The sequence below is a fragment of the Fibrobacter sp. UWR3 genome, assembly GCF_900143055.1.
Classification (GTDB): Bacteria; Fibrobacterota; Fibrobacteria; order Fibrobacterales; family Fibrobacteraceae; genus Fibrobacter.
Map to the genome: position 1 here is coordinate 114,158 of NZ_FRCW01000004.1, position 16,680 is coordinate 130,837.

Below are 16,680 nucleotides of genomic sequence, written 5' to 3' on the forward strand. Positions count from 1 at the left end.
ACTACTTCAGGAATTTTCGAATGACGTTCCTCACGTGTTTCGCGTTAAGCGGGGTGGTCGATGTTTCGAATGTTGCGATGAGTTTCTCGCCGAGCGTATAGCCGGATTTGTCGTAGTGCTCGATTTTCTTGACTGCGTTGGAAGCGTATTCCGGATTGTCCATCAGCCCGAAATGTTCCCATACGATTTCCTTGCGGGAGTGAATGTTCAAGCAATAGAAATCCGGATGCAGTGTGCCCATGCCCTTGACTGTAAGCGGGAATTCGTACCGGAAGGGAATTCCTTCACTATCTAGAGAATCGGCGATGATGACCTCGGACTTCGATCGGACTCTCACGCCTCTTGAGGTATAAATTTCCGGAGTGTCTTCTGCGAAGGATTTTGCTTTGTACGGGAGGCTTCGCCAGAGTTCGGCGTATTTTGCATCGGGCAATATCGCCGGAGAGACGAGTCCCCTGCGGGCTGGATTTAGGGCGTTGTAGATATCCTCAATCTCGGTGCCGTTGTATTTCTGGGCAAATTTTTCCAGCAATTCGATTTCACGTATTGCTGCCGAAAGAAGAGCTTTGTTATAATCCCTTTGGGCGACTGCCTGAACCTTGTGGAGTTCTTTTTCGGGAACATAAACTCCGTTGAGGTTGCTGTTGCTTACAAGGTAAAAATGCGGATAGCCGCTCTTGCTTGTTGAAATTCTAAGCCGCCCTTTGGGTGCATTTCTTAGGGCCTTTTGTTTTTCGCTACGGAGGGCTTGCAACTCCTGCAGGCGCGCAGCCACCTGGAACGAAAGCGATTCCCTGGAAATCAGCTCGGGTATATGATTGTCCATTTTTTCCCCTCAGATTAATGGTGTTGGGTGTAATGTATAAAATATGGAGCCCGCAGACCAGTGGTTGGGCCGGTATTTGAAAAAATAGGACTAAACGGGGGGTGAAATTGTGGTTTAGTCCTACCGAGGCTGTTGCAGTTAAAGTGGCGATAGGACTAAATTGGCGAAAATGTGCCGTTTAGTCCTATTTTCGGGCGCTCCTCCCTCCATTTTCGTATGCAGAATCCCCGCAACCCTCTGATTTTTTGCTGAAAGAGGTAGAAAATTTTTTTGAAGTTGCAGGTTGGTAGGACTAAACGGGGGTGAAATTGTGGTTTAGTCCTACCGAGGCCGTCGCAGTCAAAGAGGTGATAGGACTAAATGGGCGAAAAGATGCCGTTTAGTCCTATTTTCGGGCGCTCCTCCCTCCATTTTTGTATGCAGAATCCCCGCAACCCTCTGATTTTTTGCTGAAAGAGGTAGAAAATTTTTTTGAAGTTGCAGGTTGGTAGGACTAAACGGGGGTGAAATTGTGGTTTAGTCCTACCGAGGCCGTCGCAGTCAAAGTGGCGATAGGACTAAATGGGCGAAAAGATGCCGTTTAGTCCTATTTTCGAGCCCTCTGCGTTGAATTTGCTATATTCTTGCCTATGATTTCAAGAATTTTTAAACCGGCATTCATCGCGGCGCTCGCTTTTGCCGCGGCCTCCTTTGCCGACGAGGCCATCCGCTTTGTTCCCGAGGTTTTCCCGATGGGCGAGGTTGCTCAGGGCGACCAGAAACACTACGTGCTGCAGGGCGCGAACACCACAGGTGCAGAGATCGTGCTCGAAAACGTGTTCGGGCAGGGCATCGGTATGTCGAACTTCAAGTTCCCGCAGAAAATTGCCCCGAATGCGACCGTCACCATCGAGTTCGATATGGACTTCGCTGGCATGGAAGGGAAAATTGACCCGACGGTCGTGCTTGTTGCCGCCGGCGGTAAGCCCTATACGGCGAACCTTTCGGGCGTGGTGAAGGCTCCCGTGTTCTTCGGCGAGAAGCTTTTCGATGCTGGTTTCTACAAGGCGGGCGAAAAGCGCGAATGGACGTTCTACGTGTGGGAGACCGACAAGAAGGCTCGCCCCGATATTGAACTTTCGCCCGAGTCGGCGAAGCAGTTTGCGATGAAGTCTAAACCCGTGATGCTCAATGTCGACAAGCTCGACAAGATCAAGGAAGGCGGCAAGGTTCCCGGAATCAAGGTGACTCTCTCGACGAAGGGGCTTACCCGCGAGGGCTGGGAATTAAAGCAGAAGAGCATCCGGAAGATAGTCTCCTTCAAGAGCAAGAAGTACCCGAAGGCGACTCCGGAAGTGCTCATCGTCGGCTACTGGAACGAGTAGTCCGGCCCCGAAATGGCGAAAATTTTGCCTTTTTCGGGCTTTTGCCTTGAAAAATGCCCCGAGTTTAACTAACTTTGGCATACTCTTACGAGAGACCTCGGGATGTAGCTCAGCCTGGTAGAGCGCTTGAATGGGGTTCAAGAGGTCGCTGATTCGAATTCAGTCATCCCGATAGAAAACGCCGCTGTTTCAGCGGCGCTTTTCTTTTTACTGATCCGCGCGGTTCTTCGACCGGCAATTCAACCGGCAATTTTGCGCGGTTCTTCGACCGGCAAATCAACCAGCAGTTCAACTAGCAATTCAACCGCGGCCCTACGACTCCGGTTTCCAGACAATCACCTTGTTGCGCCCGGTTTCCTTGCCTTCGTAGAGCGCGCGGTCCGCCATCTGGATGCTCTTGTCCGCCCCGAGCGCGTGGTCGTATTGCGCGACGCCGAGCGTGATGGTCACCTTGATGGAAAGTTTCCCGAATATGACGGTCGTGTTCTCAATTGTCTTGCGGAAACGCTCGGCGACAATCTTCGCCCCTTCGAGGTCAGTTTCCGGGAGCAGCGTGAGGAATTCCTCCCCGCCGTATCGCGCGAGCACGTCGTACTTGCGTAGCAGGTTGCGGATTGTGGCCGAAACATGCTTAAGGACTTCGTCGCCGCAGGCATGCCCGTAGGTGTCGTTCACGTTCTTGAAGTGGTCTATATCAATGAATATGAAGCAGAACGGTTTCTTGGAGCGGGTCACGCGCTGTATCTCGTTGTCGATGGTCCGCAACATGTCGCGCCGGTTCGGAAGTCCGGTGAGTTCGTCGGTCCGCGAAATCAGGTCGAGTTTCTTGTTCGCTTCCTCGAGTTCCTTCGTGCGTTCCTGCACTTCCTGTTCAAGCATTTCCCGGTGCGCGTTCAGTTCCGCAATCTGTCGCTTGATGGTGTGGTGCATTATGTTGAAGTGCTTCGCGAGGATTCCTATTTCGTCTTGCCTGTTGCCCACGTCGATATCCGGAGCTTCCATGTCGCCTTCCGAAATCTCTATGGTGTGCTGGATGAATCGCCCCATCGGGAGCACCAGCTTGCGGTAGAGCCAGAAAGAAATGAGCAGTATCGCGATAAGCGCCGTGGCAAGCATGACCTTGCTCACGAGCAGGAGCGAAGCCACCTGTTCGTCGATTTCGGACTTGGGCTGCAGCGACAGCAGGCCGAAATCGTACGAGGCGTCGTACACGTAGTTTGCAAGGTAGGCCTGGTTATCGGAGAGCGTGTAGAACTTGATTCCCTTTGTCTCGTCTGCCTTCGGGTCGAACCCCTTGATTCCGATTTCTGCAATCTTGTGAGGCTCGGTAAGCCAGGTCTCCAGGTCGGGGTGGAACAGTATCTCGCCTTCGGAATTGATGACGATGTAGTACCCCTTCTTGCCCACCTTGCTTTCGGAAAGGATTCTCCAGAGCCTCTGCGCCGAGAAGCTGGCCACGAGACTCCCGTTGCCCTTCGCGTTGTCCGAGACGACTGTCGCGAAAGCGCGCTTGGGTCGCATGTTGTCCGAGTCGCGGTACCAGCCCGAAATAAACGGCCTGTGCGGTGTAATCTTGCTGAAGTCTACGGGATACTTGGTGGGGGCAGACGCAATCATCGCGTTGTCGCAGATGAGGCTGTCGTTACGGTCGAACAGGGAAACCTTCTCGCCCGATATGAATAGCGGGGAAATGTTGTAGCTCTTGAGGTAGCTGGTCGATATGGCCGGGTCCATGCTCTTGATTTCGGATGCCTTGGCGAGCAGGGTAAGCTGGTTGCCGAACTGGAACAGCTCGTTGTGGAGGGTCGACGACATCTGCTGCAGGTGGATGATGTTGGTCTCGTCGGCGGACTCGAGCGTCATCTGGGTCTGTCGCTTCGCGAAATAGTACGTGCCACCGATGGTGACGACCGCCATTGTGCTTACCAGGAGCAGCAGGCTCTTGACGATGATGCTCTTGGAGAGTTTTAGGATTTTCTTTTCGCTCATGGTTCTAGTTTAACTTTTTCTCTTGCGCGTGTACGAAAAAAGGAAACTCAGGACTAGTACAAAGAAGAATATAAAGAAGGTCGGGTTGACTCCGTTCCCTTCGACCTGCTCGGCCTTTTTGTCGGAGGTATCCTTTGGGGCGCCCTTGTTCATTGCCTTTGCCCATATTTCCTGGAATTCGGCGTAGGTCGTCGTGCTTGTCGGCGTATAGCCGAGCTGGTTGTTGATGGTATCCGAGTAGCTCTTGAATATCTGGTAGAGTTTCTCTTTGGAGTAGGGAACGGGGAGTTCCAGGTGGTCCCATACGGCGCTGAACATGCAGACGAGCGACTGCTCGACTTCGCCCCATTCGGGGAGTGCCGGGTAGGTCTTGCCGGTTTCCAGCTGCGTTACGAGGCTCTTGTACGCTTCGTCTTCGGCCCAGGATGCAAGAACCGCCTTGGATGTGGGGAGGAACCCGATTTGCTTAGTGTAGTCGTCCAGGCTGTTGTCTTCGGTCAGGTAGAGCAACAGCTTGGCTGCTTCCTTGTTCGTGCTTTTTGTGGGAATGGCGAGGTTCGAACCTCCGATAAAGCTCACGCTGCCCGCACTTCCCTTCGGGAAAGGTAGCACAATTACGCCGTCCGCCCCGATACGCGAATTCGAAAGCCCGCCCTGCGAACTGTGGATGCGCGTCTGCATCACGACTTCTGCTGTACTCACGATGAAAGCGAGTTCGCCGTTGTTGAACTGCTGCGCGATTTGCGCGGAGTTCGCCTGCAGCGCGTCGGTAGAGACCAGCGAGTCGATGACGAACGATATGTACTTGGCTATCCCTTCGAGCGTTTGCGGTGCAAGGATGTTCGAGCACCACTTGCCGTTGTTGTCCTTCTTGACAAAGGAGCCGCCGTAACTCCACACCCAGGGGGCGAAGTTGTGGGGAATGTTCCAGTCGCTCTTGCCGGGGAGCGCGTAACCACGAATCTTTGCACCGTCTTCGAGGATTTCCTTGCCCTCGTTCACCTTGCGGATGGCGTTCGTGAAACCCTTGTAGCTCTCGATGTCGGCGGGCGAAATGCCGTACTTTTCCATGATGCGCTTGTTGCCGAGCACGGGGCGGATGTCGATGAACCACGGAACGGAATAGATGTTCGTGTCGGAATCGATGTGCGACGTGTACCACGAGACGGGCACGAACCGATTTGAATCAATCTTGTCGAGGTAGGCGTTCAGGGGCTTGATTTCGCCGCGTGCGGCAAAGTACGGGACCCACGTGGACCCGAGCTGCAGTACGTCGGGTGTGCCGTTCCCGGTTTCGAGCATGGTAGAAATGCGGTTCCAGGCTTCTCCCCAGTCGAGCACGGTCACTTTTGTCGGGATACGAGTCTTTTGCGTGAACTTTTCGAGCTGTTGTTCCAGTTTCTCTTGCGGGGTGGCGCCGTTGGGCATAATCCAGATGCTGAGCGTATCGGCGGCGATGGCCGGCGAGAGCGATAAGGCAAGTGCGAGAGCCGTACCTTTAAGGGAAAAATTCATACTCCTATCCTTTTTTTCGGGAAAGCCCCGATAAATGCGTGTACCCTTGTTCAAATTAAATAAATTTTTGTACATTCTTCGCAAAAAATTCGTAAAAAGGGGAGCGTTTATGCTTGTTGCTTGCGGGATTGCAGAACGGGAAGGGAAGTTGCTTGTGTGCAAAAGGCCTTCGGGCGTGCCTTACGCGGGTGCCTGGGAGTTCCCTTCCGAGGAACTCGCGGAAGGGGAAACTCTTGAAAATTGTGTAAAAACGGCGTTTTTTGACCGTATTTCGGCTGTTTTGGCCGAGAATCGTGCCATTTTCGCGTTCGATTCTGCGTGTGTGCCCGGGTGCCGGCTTTTTACATTCAAGGTAAACTTTTTTGAAACAAAAATGAGCCTAAATGGCTACAAAGATGCCCGTTGGGTGCGAAAAGAGAAACTTTGTAGGCTTCGGCTGCACCCCGACAGTGTGACAATGGTCAAAGAAATTGAAAATTTTTCGTGAAAATTCGTGCAGAAACATATTTTTTATTTATATTTCTGCTCAGTCGTAATTACGATAAAACCAAATCCTTAAGGAGTAAAAAAATGAAAAAAGGTATCGCTGCTCTCGTTTGCGCTGGCATGATCACCCTCACGGGCTGCTATGGCAGCAACGCTTGCTTCGAAAAGCTTCACAAGTGGAACGGCACGCTTGGCAACAAGTGGCTCAACTCCATCGTTCACTTCTTCCTGCAGATCTTCGGTGTGTACTGGATTTGCCTTGGCCTCATCGACGGCCTCGTGCTCAACACCATCGAATTCTGGACTGGCTCCAACCCGCTCGCTGCTGGTGACTCCTACTTCGAACAGGATGCCCAGGGCAACTCCATCGCTGCCGTGAAGAACGCCGATGGCTCCATGAGCGTCGAACTCACCTCTGCTGCTGGCGAAAAGGCTAGCCTCACGCTCCAGCGCGACGAAAACGTTGTCCGCGCTCTCGACGCCGAAGGCAACCTCGTTGCTCAGTACGACATCGCCAAGTAATTTCTACTTCGGAAATGTTTTGGAACCCTGGCACATGCCAGGGTTTCTTTTTTATAACCGCTCGTTCGTCGTCTTGGGTTGAGAACCTCCGGTTCCTCACTCGCTCCCACCTAAAGGTGGCCATGCCCACATAGGCACTGAAGTGCCAAGTGGTCAAAGGTCGCCAACACGGCACGCTTGCGCCGTGCCGCTTATGGCTCACATTATACTGCTTATTGGCCTGTTTTTTAATAAAAAGTGCAATTTTTGCGTTGTAAACCGCTTTTTTCTTGAATTTTAATGTATTTTGGGGGTATGGCAAGGCGTTTTGCAAAAGTTGGACGCTTGGTTGCGGTATTGCTTACTGCAATCTGTTTCTGCGCGTGCGTCGAGGATGACGTGAATCGCGGGAACGATGCGCTCCGCATTGGCGACTACGACCGTGCCGTGGCGAACTTCTCGAAGGCGCTCGACATGCAGCCGGCGAATCGCGACGCGCGCTATGGCCTTGCGCTGGCCTACTATTCCATTGCCGAAGAGAACGAACGCCTGAAGGTCCCTGTTCTTGAAACCTGGCAGCGCACCGTGAACGAATTCCGCATCCTTTCGCGCGTGGATTCTAGCGGGCGCATTTCCGGAACGTATTCCACGAGCCTGTTCTACCTGGCGCGCGCGACGCTTGCAAGCAACGGGCATGCCGATGTGCTCCCGCTACTCGACAAGTCTATCGCCCTCGATAGCGCGAACTACTTCAGTTACAACCTGAAGGCGCTTGTGCTCGGGAATCTCGGGCGCACCGAGGAAGCAAAGAAGATTTTCGTCTTTATCGTGACGAAGAACCCGAAGTTCGCCTCGGCCTACTTGAACCTGGGCAATATCTACTGGACCGAGGGCGACATAGAATCCGCGTGGGATATATGGTCGATGGGGCACGAGGCGCTGCCCGAAAATGCTGGACTTGCGCGCTGGACGGCTGTTGCAGAAGATTCACTCAAGGCTCTTGCCATTGCGGGTGAACTATGAGCGTGCTTGCCGGAGTGAACCGTTGTGCATTGTTGCACGAGGGTGGCGAGGCTCAGGTCTACGCGCTTGAATCGGATGGCAAGAAGTATGTGCTCAAGTGGTATGCCGACGGCGTTCAGATTGATTCCCGTGTGGTAGAAGCTCTCCTGCGCGAACGCATTCCGGGCGTCTACCGCCTGATGGAAGCGGGCAAGAAGGCGGGCCGTCACTACCTGGTGTACGAGTTTATCGAAGGCGTTTCGGTTGCGGATCTCGCGAGCATCTCCACTGCGAGCAATCCCCCTGCGGGCCCCTTCGCAGCAAAGGATGGTTGCGTTCCCGCGCCGGTAGCAATTTCGCTTGTACGTAACCTGGCGCAGTCGCTCGCGCAACTTTCAAAAAAAGACGTTCACCACGGGGACCTGAGCCCCTCCAACGTGCTTGTGACGGCGGACGCTGCTCCGGTGCTTATCGACTGCGGGATAGTGGGCCCGGGCGCCCTCGCGTATGCTGCGCCCGAACGCATCCAGGGCAAGCCCGCCACGGTAAAGAGCGACATGTACAGCCTGGGGCTATTGCTCTACCGGCTTGTTGCGGGCGAGAACCTGCTGCACTGCGACTGCTTCGATGGCTTTGCGCAGGCCGCGGCGGAAATAGATGCGGTGGATGTGACTGCGCTCCTCTACGGCAAGGGAATGGATGCGGAAATCCTTTCCACACTAGCTCCCTTGTGGAAGGCGACGCTACGTGCCGACCCTGCCGAACGTGCCGAAGATTTCGAGGAACTCGACGAACTGCTTGAGATTGCCTTTGACGCCGCCTCCCGCGGGTCGGTCACCTGGGAAACCATTCGTGATGCCTTTACCAAGAACATTGCTGCGAAAATCGGAACGAATTGTCGCGACGCGGGTGCGGAATGCGGCTTGCCTCCCGAATTTGCAGTGACGAAGCCCACAGGTCACCGCAAATTCGCTGTTTTTGCGGGGGTATTAGGATTTATATTGTTTGTGTTGGTATTGTTTTTCGCGCTTGCTCCCAGGCAACCGTCTATCGATGAGACTGGTGCGAAGATACTTTCCAACTCGAGGTCTCTCGAAGGCGCTACCGGACTGGTCGCGGATTCTTCGGGCGATGCGGGCCGGATTTCGGGCGAGGTGCTGGAATCCCTGCCTGTGCCGGAACGGCCCGAATGACGTAATGGAGTAATTAGGTATGAAGACAGAAACGATGCTTGCAACGGAAAAGATGCTGGACGTGGTGAAGACCCTCCTTGACGAGGAACAGCCCGAAAGTCTTTTCTCGAAAATTCTTGAAGTGGCGAAAAGCGTGCTCCGTGCGGATGCCGCAGTGCTGGATATTTCGGGCGAGACGCCCCTCCACTTTTCGAACCCGGAGCAGGTGAGCATTTCTATTTCGGCGGTGAGGCAGGCGAAGAGCGAACGGCGGGCGGTGGTGTGGAACCAGCTCGACGACGATACCGCAGACCTTTCGAAGTCTATTGTGCAGAACCAGCTCACGAGTATCATGGTTTCCCCGTTCCGCACTCCCGATAGCGAATCCGGCTACCTGTACCTGCAGCGCGCCGCACGCGAGGAACCCTTTACCGAAGAAGACAGCGCCCTGTTCGATTCGTTCGTGGCGGTGTGCGAAAAGTTTGCCTTTGCCGCCTACGACCGCCTGCGCGACAAGGAATCGCTCGATGTTTTGAAGAACGTTGTACGTAAGGACGGGATTGTTTATTCGAGCAAGGCTATGGCAGACCTTGTCGCCCTGGCCGAAAAGCTTTCCACGCTTCCGCTACCCGTGATTATCCGCGGCGAAACCGGTACGGGCAAGGAAGTGTTTGCACGCTTTATCCATAACCACAGCCCGCGTGCGGAACGCCCGTTTATTGCGGTAAACTGCGGGGCCATTCCCGAAAACCTGATAGAATCCCTGCTGTTCGGGCATGCGAAGGGCTCGTTCACCGGGGCGATTGATACCCGCAAGGGATTTTTCGAGGAAGCCGATGGCGGCACGATTTTCCTGGACGAGATTGGCGAACTCCCGATGAACATGCAGGTGAAACTCCTGCGCGTATTGCAGGAGAAGCACATTACCCGCGTGGGCGACAACCGCGAGATTCCGGTGAACGTGCGCGTGATATCTGCGACGCATGTGGACTTGGAAGAGGCCGTGCGTGAAAAACGTTTCCGCGAGGACCTGTACTTCCGCATCCAGGTGATGCCGCTCCAGCTGCCGCCCCTGCGTGAACGTGGCCAGGACGTTATTTTGCTTGCAGAAGAATTTATCAAGCGCTACGGTGCCGAGTACGGTCGTGGCAGGTTCAAGATGAGCCGCAATACTGAAAAGGCGCTGCTCGGTTACCACTGGCCGGGCAACGTGCGCGAACTCGAGAACCGCATCCAGAAGGGCCTGGTGCAGGCGGTTCACGGCGTTATACAGCCCAAGGATATCGGGCTTGACGAGGTGCAGAAGGAGGCGAAGGAAAGCCCCCGCACGCTCAAGGAAGCCCGCGAGACCGTGGAACGCGAGGTCATTGGCCGCGCCCTGCAGGATAGCAATGCGAACCTGACTCTTGCTGCGACGATTTTGGGCATCGACCGCAAGGTGCTGCGCGAAATCATGGAACGCCTGGGCATAAAAAAGGAAGATTTCAAGAATTAAGGGTCTGAAAACTAAAAAACGGAACAAAAAGTACTATAGGAGCAAAAAGTCTCGAAATTTTACTTTGGGTGAACGCGAATTTTATGTATATTATTTGCTAGAATGCTCGAAATGAGCAGTAAATAAAGCCTAAAGGAAAACTGGCACGGTTTTTGCTAAGTAATGAGTATGAAACACGCAACTTTCATATCGATTATAGGCCTCGCGGCGACGCTTTCGTTCGCCCAGGGCTTTGCAGCGCCGGAATCCAGTGTTCCGACCCCTGCCGAAAGTGCGGAAATTTCTAACCAGACCCCGGACTTAGGCGCTAAAGAAAGCGCAGAATGGCAAAAAATGCGTGCAGAACGCAAGCAGGCCCGCGAACAGATCCTTTCCAAGCTGAAGGAAAGGTCCAATGTTGAAAAACAGGGCATTCGCCAAGACGTTTCGAAAAAACGGAACGAAAAATCTCGCTTTGAGGGAAAACCGCAAAAGAATGAACCTCGCGAGCGTCAACCGTTTTACGATAGACCCGATTCTCCGAATATGAATCCGATGCGAGGTAACAATCCGCCTGTCCTGCCGCCCCCCTGGTGGTGGCAGCCCCAGCCGGTTCCACCTCAGCCGTAATGCGGTCCCTGACATTATTCCTCGTGTTGTTAGCGTCTGCGCTTTTTGCGCAGACGCAACAAGACATTTATAGGCAGGCACTTGAAGCCGAAGAGGCGGGGGACGTTTCCAAGTCTATTGAACTGTTCGAGAAGGCTCGCGATGCGGGTGGCGAGTACACCGAAGAAATCAGCGAAATCCTGGAAGCCTACGAGGAGGCCCTGGGTGGCGATGCGGATACTTCGGAGGTGTCTTTCCGTTTCTTGGGCAACTTGGGCTTTTACGGTCTGCACTATGCCGAATATGGTTCTACAAAAGACGTTTCCGAAAATGGCGGCGACTTGTTCGCCTCGGTAAGCGGGTACTTGGATTTTTCTACGGGCAACTGGATTCATTCCTTTGGCGTTGCGTTTGTTTCGGATTGGTTTGTGACGAACGAAGACATGCCCGTGCTCGATACAAACGACTGGACGATGGCTCCGGGGCTGGAGTATTCGCTTGTCGGGCAGCGCCTGCTCCTGGATATCGGGGTGGACTTCAATATTACGAGCGAAGGGGATTTCAATCCGGCGGGTTACGGCTGGGTGGAATTTGACATCGCGCGATATACGGCTCAGCGTTTTGGGGTGGCGGGATCCATTTACTACAGGAAGGATGGCCCGGCGACCGCGGGCGTGTTCGGTTCCTGGCACCGCTCCGAAACCCAGGGGCTGAACGGCTCTGCCTACCTGGGTGCGAAATACGAGGCCGACTACCTTCTCGACATTCTGGATTATGTCGGTAGCTCGCAAGAGGATTGTGAACGCGATGCTTGGGGCAACTGCATTGACCAGACATTCCCGACAATAAATTTTGAAGAGGTCGTGGCGAAGTGTGTGGCCGAGAACGGGGATTCGCTCTGCTGGGATCCGAACGTGTTCCAGCCGTATATCGATGCCGCGTATGCCGAACTTGACCAGACGGAAGACCTTTCTTTTGACAGGTACTGGAGCCGCTGGATTGGTCCCTCGTTCCAGTTGAGGCTTTCTTACTTGTTCAAGACGAAGATTTCTGTAGAGACGAAGTTTGACTTGTTCTATGCGTTCCTGGTGGATGGAGCCTCTGCGGAATACGAGAAGATGGGGAAGTTCTCGGGGAAGTGGGGGCTCGTGTTCAACTGGAACCCGAACTGGCTCACGCTTTATTTGGGGGCGGAGCAGACGTACTTGCGGTACGTGCTGCCGAATTCGCTCAAGGACTATTTCCCCGAGACATGCCTGCTGACCTCGCTTAAGGCGGGAGTAAAAGTGGAGTTTTAAGAAAATAAAAAAGGCCGGTTTATACCGGCCTCTTTTGCGTGGAGATAGTGGGAGTCGAACCCATGACCTACAGATTGCGAACCTGTCGCTCTACCAACTGAGCTATATCCCCGATTGTGTGCCAAATATATTTTTTATTGCCTGTTTCGTCAAGCGAAAACGGGGGTAAACCGCAAATTTTTTGCCATGGGGGAGGCTCGACCTTGCGTGGAGGTTCAGGCGCTGGCACCTGCGTTACAGCAGGACAATTTCGCGCTCGAGGGTAATCCCGAACTTTTCGCGGACCTTCTGCTGTACGAGTTCTGCAAGTGCGGAAATATCCTTTGCGGTTGCGCCGCCGGCGTTCACGATAAAGTTTGCGTGTAGCGTGCTGACTTCGGCGCCGCCGATGCGGGTGCCCTTGAGGCCTGCCGCCTCGATGTAGTAGCCGGGGGCGATTTGCGTAGGTGTGTCTGCGGCGCCTTGTGCGAGCCTCTTGAAGGTGGAACCCGCGTTGGGCATGTTGAGGGGCTGTGTCGCCTTGCGTTTTGCCATGCATTCGGCAAGTTCCGCCTCGAGTCGCGCGACGGTTTGCTCCTGCGATTCTCCGGTGGAATTGTCGCCCGCGGTGGCGGGGTCGAACGCGAACGTCGCCGAAAGGATTGTTTCTGCGGAACCATTCCGGGCAAGGTCCTGGAATAAACTGTGTCTGTACCCGAAGGCGCATTCGCCTGCGGTACGCACGCGCGTGTTGCCTGCGGTATCGAGGCTTGTGACCTGCGTGCAGCAAGTCCCGATTTCTTGCCCGTATGCGCCCGCGTTCATGTAGATGGCGCCCCCGAGGGTCCCGGGGATTCCCGCGAGCTTGTGGATACCGGAAAGCCCCTGCTTGAGGGTCGCGCGGGCGAATTTCCCGAGCGGGCACCCTGCACCGACCCGGTAGGTTCTGCCGTCTGGCGAATCGATGGCCGAAAATTCCCCCGCAAGTGTTATTATAACGCCGGCATATCCCTCATCACTTACGAGGACGTTCGTGCCGTTCCCGAGAATAAAGTGGGGCATGTTGCCCCTGCGGGCAAGCGCGAGCGCCTCTTGCAGGTCGGCTACACATTCCACCTTCACGTAGTAACGAGCGGGCCCGCCCACGCGGAATGAGGTGTGTTTGCTCATCGGTTCGTTTTCAAGAACGTGCATGCCGTAAATATAGTTACTATTATTCCTGCAAATGACCAGCGAAGAACTGAAACAATTCAAGGCGTCGCTTTCCATTACCTCGGTTGCCGGGGCTCTGGGCATCGATGTCGAGCGGGGCAGGTTCCACTGCTTTTGCCCGCAACGGCATGCGAACGGCGACCGTACGCCTTCGGTCTCGATATCCGAGGACCGCGGGCTGTTCCGTTGCTGGGTGTGCGATGATATCCGTGGCGACGTGTTTGACCTGGTGCAACAGTACAGGGGCTGCTCCTTTATGGAGGCGCTCGACTGGCTCAAGGAAACCTACCCGTTCCTGTTGCCCGGTGGAAAAAGGGCACAGGAAGGTTCCCCGAAAAAACGCACGGTGCAGGCGGTGAATGCGGTAGAGCGCAGTTCCCGCGTTCAGGAATCCCGTGGGCAGGAATCTCGCGAAGAGGACTTGCAGCCGCTCCTGGAAGAAAAACCCAAGGAACTCATTCCCGAGGACGAACGCAAGAAGGTGGTGCTCTCGTTTTTAAAGATGCTTGCGCCGGTGGACGGTACGCCCGCGGCGGCCTACCTCATGAAGCGCCGCATATACAAGCCTGTGTGGGATAGGATGCTCCTCCGGACCATTACCGACTACAATGCGCTGAACCGTCAGCTCAAGGAAACCTACAGTCTGGAAGTGCTCCAGTACGTAGGGCTGTTCAACGAGAAGGGTAACCTGCGCTATTACAAGCACCCGCTGATTTTCCCGTACCTCGATACGCTCCGTAGGGCTTCGCATTTCCAGGCGCGCGCCGTCGATTCGAGCGTCGAGCCCAAGGAACTTCACCTGAAGGGCACGATTCCGTTCCCGTACAACATGTCTGCGCTCGACCAGAAGCGTGGCTGGATTTACCTGTGCGAGGGCGTTATCGACACGCTCACGATGCTGCAGCAGGGCCTGCAGGCGGTAGGCATTCCCGGCGTCCGCAGTTTCAAGGTGCAGTGGCTCCCGCTGTTCAAGGAAAAGAACGTGGTGCTGTGCCTCGATCACGACGAGGCGGGCCGCAAGGGCATGGAATACCTGCAGCAGGTGTTCGGCAATGCGGGTATCCGCACGATTATCCTGGGCGATGGTCTCGAGAATATTCCCGTGAACATGAAAGAAGGCGAAGATGTGAACGAGTGGTTCGGCGGGAAAAAGTAATTTATCTATATTGTAAAGACCATGCTCCAGAAGATTTCGATTGTCGCCCGTATATTTGTTGTCGTCTTGTTTATCTATTCGGTATTGTTCTCGATTGTGGGGACTGTATTCGTCATCAAGGCGCATTCCTATATATTCGGGGCGATAGATGAAATCCATGCGATGCGCGAGTCTGAACCGCAGATGAGCAAGTTCATGCTCGACCTTGTGGATTCGAACCCGAAGGTGCAAATCAAGCACCGCTTTGTCCCGCTGGATTCCATCAGCAAAAAATTGCAGCATGCGGTCATTGCCGTAGAGGACCCGAGTTTCTACTACCATCCGGGAATCGATATCCGGAGCATCGTTACCGCAGTCGACGCGAACGTAACTTCGGGCAAGTTGCGCTACGGGGGCTCGACCATCACGCAGCAGCTCGCGAAGAACCTCTTCCTTACGGGCGAACGCACGTGGGAACGCAAGGTGCGCGAACTGGGGTACGCGTTCCTGATGGAATACGACCTCGGGAAAAAGCGTATTCTGGAATTGTACCTGAATTACGCCCAGTGGGGCAAGGACATTTTCGGGTGCGAGGCGGCGAGCGAGGCGTATTACGGTGTGCACTGCTCGCAACTCGATAGCACGCAGGCGCTGAACCTCGCGGCTATGCTTGTAGCGCCCTGCAAGTACAAGCCCGAATCGGAAGATTCCACGATGGTCCGCAGGCGTAGCGTCATCCACCAGAATATCCGCTACGTGAAGGAACCCGAAACCGAAAAGCGGTAACGGTTGCTTAACCGAGTACCCGCCGGATTTCAGCCTCGTCGGTAATTCCCCTTTCCGCTAGTTTGTCTGCATATTCGTGCAATGAGCCCTGCACGAACGTTCCGTCGGGCCGGAGCAGTTCGACGGCGGCGATTCGCCCTTTGTATCCGCCGGGCGACTTCTTGCGCAACAGCCTCTGGGCGGCAATCCCGAGGACGGATTCCCGGATGGCTTCGGGCAATACGCCCAAATCGCGTAGCCTGTCGATAGCCGCCTTCGCGCTGTTCGTATGGAGCGTGGAGAGCACGAGGTGGCCAGTTTCCGCCGCCTGTATGGCGATTCGCGCGGTTTCCTCGTCACGGATTTCCCCGATGAGGATAACGTCCGGGTCCTGGCGCAGTATCGACCTCATGGCGGTCGCGAATGTGAAACCGCATTTCGCGTTCACCTGCACCTGGTTCGCCCCCTTCAGCGGGTATTCTACCGGGTCCTCGATGGTCGTCACGTTCACCTGCCGGTGCAGTATCTCGCGGAGCCCTGCGTAGAGCGTGGTGGTTTTCCCGCTTCCCGTGGGCCCGGTAATCAGGAATAGTCCCTGCGGCTTGTTGAATATCTCGCGGAACGCGTGCAGGATTTCGCTGGTAAACTCGAGACTGTCGAGCGTCTGGCCGCTATCCTGCGATTGCAGCAGGCGGAGCACGCACTTTTCGCCCGCCTGTATGGGGAGCGTGCTCAGCCGGATATTCACGTTCTGGTAGATTCCCTGGAACGTGAAACTCCCGTCGTGGGGGAGCCGCCTTTCGGTAATGTCTACGTTTGCGAGTAGCTTGAGCCGGATAAGCACGGGTTCGGCGAGCCATCCCGGCAGTTCGCGGTAGTCCTCGAGCATTCCGTCGATGCGGAACCGCACGCGGAACGTATTTTCACCGGGTTCCAGGTGGATGTCCGACGCCTTCAGTTCCTGCGCCTTCTCGATAAGCGAATCCACCAGGTTGATGATGGGCTCCGATTCCCAACTATTGCTCTTGATGCCCCCGGGTTTTGGCGCCTCGGGAATGCTTATGCAGTCCGCGGCCCCGCATGCCGCCTGCTTTATCATCTGGCGGATTTCCTTTTCGCTGTGCTGTTCGGGTATAACCCGGCACCCCGATTCTATGCGGATGCGCTCGAGCGCAAGTTCATCGTATATGTCTGGAACCGCCACGCGATATATGCCTGCCTCGCGTGACACTCCCCAATAAATAAGTGGTGTCATGGGGGAGAATGTACAAAATGCAGGCCAGGAAAACCAACAAGAAATAAAAAATCCCCGATATAGTTCAAATAAAGAAATTATTTAGCAGAAAAATAATT

The 16,680-nt window shown here is 54.7% G+C and carries 15 protein-coding genes and 2 tRNA genes; 11 read left to right on the forward strand and 6 right to left on the reverse strand.

The features are described 5' to 3' along the window. Position 1: 1 nt before the first annotated feature. Positions 2 to 826: a PDDEXK family nuclease gene (locus BUA44_RS06300; protein WP_072809876.1), complete on the reverse strand. Its 825-nt coding sequence runs from the start codon at positions 824 to 826 to the stop codon at positions 2 to 4. Positions 827 to 1,455: 629 nt separating this feature from the next. Here BUA44_RS06300 and BUA44_RS06305 point away from each other — a divergent pair. Continuing rightward, positions 1,456 to 2,190: a hypothetical protein gene (locus BUA44_RS06305; RefSeq protein ID WP_072809878.1), complete on the forward strand. Its 735-nt coding sequence runs from the start codon at positions 1,456 to 1,458 to the stop codon at positions 2,188 to 2,190. A gap of 98 nt (positions 2,191 to 2,288) precedes the next feature. Then, positions 2,289 to 2,362: transfer RNA gene (locus BUA44_RS06310), tRNA-Pro, on the forward strand. Between the two features lie 140 nt (positions 2,363 to 2,502). On the opposite strand, the gene BUA44_RS06315 is transcribed toward BUA44_RS06310, so the two are convergent. Beyond that, on the reverse strand, positions 2,503 to 4,179 hold the full coding sequence (locus BUA44_RS06315) for a sensor domain-containing diguanylate cyclase (protein ID WP_072809880.1): 1,677 nt from the start codon (positions 4,177 to 4,179) through the stop codon (positions 2,503 to 2,505). Between the two features lie 9 nt (positions 4,180 to 4,188). Next, a complete protein-coding gene (locus BUA44_RS06320; RefSeq protein ID WP_072809882.1) occupies positions 4,189 to 5,694 on the reverse strand; it encodes an extracellular solute-binding protein in 1,506 nt (501 codons plus the stop codon). A gap of 109 nt (positions 5,695 to 5,803) precedes the next feature. Between BUA44_RS06320 and BUA44_RS06325 the strand changes: the two genes are divergently transcribed. From BUA44_RS06325 to BUA44_RS06355, 7 genes are all read left to right on the forward strand, one after another. Further along, positions 5,804 to 6,181: an NUDIX hydrolase gene (locus BUA44_RS06325; RefSeq protein ID WP_072809884.1), complete on the forward strand. Its 378-nt coding sequence runs from the start codon at positions 5,804 to 5,806 to the stop codon at positions 6,179 to 6,181. An 83-nt stretch (positions 6,182 to 6,264) separates the two neighbouring features. Next, entirely contained in the window at positions 6,265 to 6,702 is a 438-nt protein-coding gene (locus tag BUA44_RS06330; RefSeq protein WP_072809886.1) for a DUF3332 family protein, read from the forward strand. A gap of 294 nt (positions 6,703 to 6,996) precedes the next feature. Beyond that, entirely contained in the window at positions 6,997 to 7,704 is a 708-nt protein-coding gene (locus BUA44_RS06335) for a tetratricopeptide repeat protein (protein WP_255370474.1), read from the forward strand. Beyond that, positions 7,701 to 8,876 carry a protein kinase domain-containing protein gene (locus BUA44_RS06340; RefSeq protein ID WP_072809890.1) on the forward strand — a complete coding sequence of 392 codons (1,176 nt, stop codon included), beginning with the start codon at positions 7,701 to 7,703 and terminating at the stop codon, positions 8,874 to 8,876. The genes BUA44_RS06335 and BUA44_RS06340 overlap by 4 nt, the downstream gene beginning before the upstream one ends. Before the next feature lie 19 nt (positions 8,877 to 8,895). Next, complete coding sequence (locus tag BUA44_RS06345) at positions 8,896 to 10,350, forward strand: sigma-54 interaction domain-containing protein (protein WP_072809892.1); 1,455 nt, start codon at positions 8,896 to 8,898, stop codon at positions 10,348 to 10,350. A 168-nt stretch (positions 10,351 to 10,518) separates the two neighbouring features. Further along, entirely contained in the window at positions 10,519 to 10,959 is a 441-nt protein-coding gene (locus BUA44_RS06350; RefSeq protein WP_143151888.1) for a hypothetical protein, read from the forward strand. A 23-nt stretch (positions 10,960 to 10,982) separates the two neighbouring features. After that, the gene (locus BUA44_RS06355) at positions 10,983 to 12,236 is read left to right on the forward strand and encodes a hypothetical protein (RefSeq protein WP_143151889.1); all 1,254 of its coding nucleotides are present in this window, start codon (positions 10,983 to 10,985) and stop codon (positions 12,234 to 12,236) included. A 39-nt stretch (positions 12,237 to 12,275) separates the two neighbouring features. Here the strand turns inward: BUA44_RS06355 and BUA44_RS06360 are convergent. Beyond that, a tRNA-Ala gene (locus tag BUA44_RS06360) sits at positions 12,276 to 12,348 on the reverse strand. 122 nt (positions 12,349 to 12,470) lie between these two features. Continuing rightward, positions 12,471 to 13,409, reverse strand: coding sequence for a UDP-N-acetylmuramate dehydrogenase (gene murB, locus BUA44_RS06365; RefSeq protein WP_072809899.1), 939 nt, complete (start codon positions 13,407 to 13,409; stop codon positions 12,471 to 12,473). A 31-nt stretch (positions 13,410 to 13,440) separates the two neighbouring features. On the opposite strand from murB, the gene BUA44_RS06370 reads away from it, so the two are divergent. Both BUA44_RS06370 and mtgA read left to right on the forward strand, forming a co-directional pair. Beyond that, on the forward strand, positions 13,441 to 14,583 hold the full coding sequence (locus BUA44_RS06370) for a toprim domain-containing protein (RefSeq protein ID WP_072809901.1): 1,143 nt from the start codon (positions 13,441 to 13,443) through the stop codon (positions 14,581 to 14,583). A 21-nt stretch (positions 14,584 to 14,604) separates the two neighbouring features. Then, positions 14,605 to 15,348, forward strand: coding sequence for a monofunctional biosynthetic peptidoglycan transglycosylase (gene mtgA, locus BUA44_RS06375; protein ID WP_072809903.1), 744 nt, complete (start codon positions 14,605 to 14,607; stop codon positions 15,346 to 15,348). 7 nt (positions 15,349 to 15,355) lie between these two features. On the opposite strand, the gene BUA44_RS06380 is transcribed toward mtgA, so the two are convergent. Further along, complete coding sequence (locus tag BUA44_RS06380; protein ID WP_083579508.1) at positions 15,356 to 16,582, reverse strand: GspE/PulE family protein; 1,227 nt, start codon at positions 16,580 to 16,582, stop codon at positions 15,356 to 15,358. Positions 16,583 to 16,680 lie beyond the last annotated feature (98 nt).

Excerpts from the sequence above, each read along its gene's own strand:
- BUA44_RS06340 (WP_072809890.1), top strand. The coding sequence starts at position 7,701 with ATGAGCGTGCTTGCCGGAGTGAACCGTTGTGCATTGTTGCACGAGGGT.
- mtgA (WP_072809903.1), top strand. The coding sequence starts at position 14,605 with ATGCTCCAGAAGATTTCGATTGTCGCCCGTATATTTGTTGTCGTCTTG.
- BUA44_RS06345 (WP_072809892.1), top strand. The coding sequence starts at position 8,896 with ATGAAGACAGAAACGATGCTTGCAACGGAAAAGATGCTGGACGTGGTG.
- murB (WP_072809899.1), bottom strand. The coding sequence starts at position 13,409 with ATGCACGTTCTTGAAAACGAACCGATGAGCAAACACACCTCATTCCGC.
- BUA44_RS06350 (WP_143151888.1), top strand. The coding sequence starts at position 10,519 with ATGAAACACGCAACTTTCATATCGATTATAGGCCTCGCGGCGACGCTT.
- BUA44_RS06370 (WP_072809901.1), top strand. The coding sequence starts at position 13,441 with ATGACCAGCGAAGAACTGAAACAATTCAAGGCGTCGCTTTCCATTACC.
- BUA44_RS06315 (WP_072809880.1), bottom strand. The coding sequence starts at position 4,179 with ATGAGCGAAAAGAAAATCCTAAAACTCTCCAAGAGCATCATCGTCAAG.
- BUA44_RS06300 (WP_072809876.1), bottom strand. The coding sequence starts at position 826 with ATGGACAATCATATACCCGAGCTGATTTCCAGGGAATCGCTTTCGTTC.
- BUA44_RS06305 (WP_072809878.1), top strand. The coding sequence starts at position 1,456 with ATGATTTCAAGAATTTTTAAACCGGCATTCATCGCGGCGCTCGCTTTT.
- BUA44_RS06380 (WP_083579508.1), bottom strand. The coding sequence starts at position 16,582 with ATGACACCACTTATTTATTGGGGAGTGTCACGCGAGGCAGGCATATAT.
- BUA44_RS06330 (WP_072809886.1), top strand. The coding sequence starts at position 6,265 with ATGAAAAAAGGTATCGCTGCTCTCGTTTGCGCTGGCATGATCACCCTC.
- BUA44_RS06335 (WP_255370474.1), top strand. The coding sequence starts at position 6,997 with ATGGCAAGGCGTTTTGCAAAAGTTGGACGCTTGGTTGCGGTATTGCTT.
- BUA44_RS06325 (WP_072809884.1), top strand. The coding sequence starts at position 5,804 with ATGCTTGTTGCTTGCGGGATTGCAGAACGGGAAGGGAAGTTGCTTGTG.
- BUA44_RS06320 (WP_072809882.1), bottom strand. The coding sequence starts at position 5,694 with ATGAATTTTTCCCTTAAAGGTACGGCTCTCGCACTTGCCTTATCGCTC.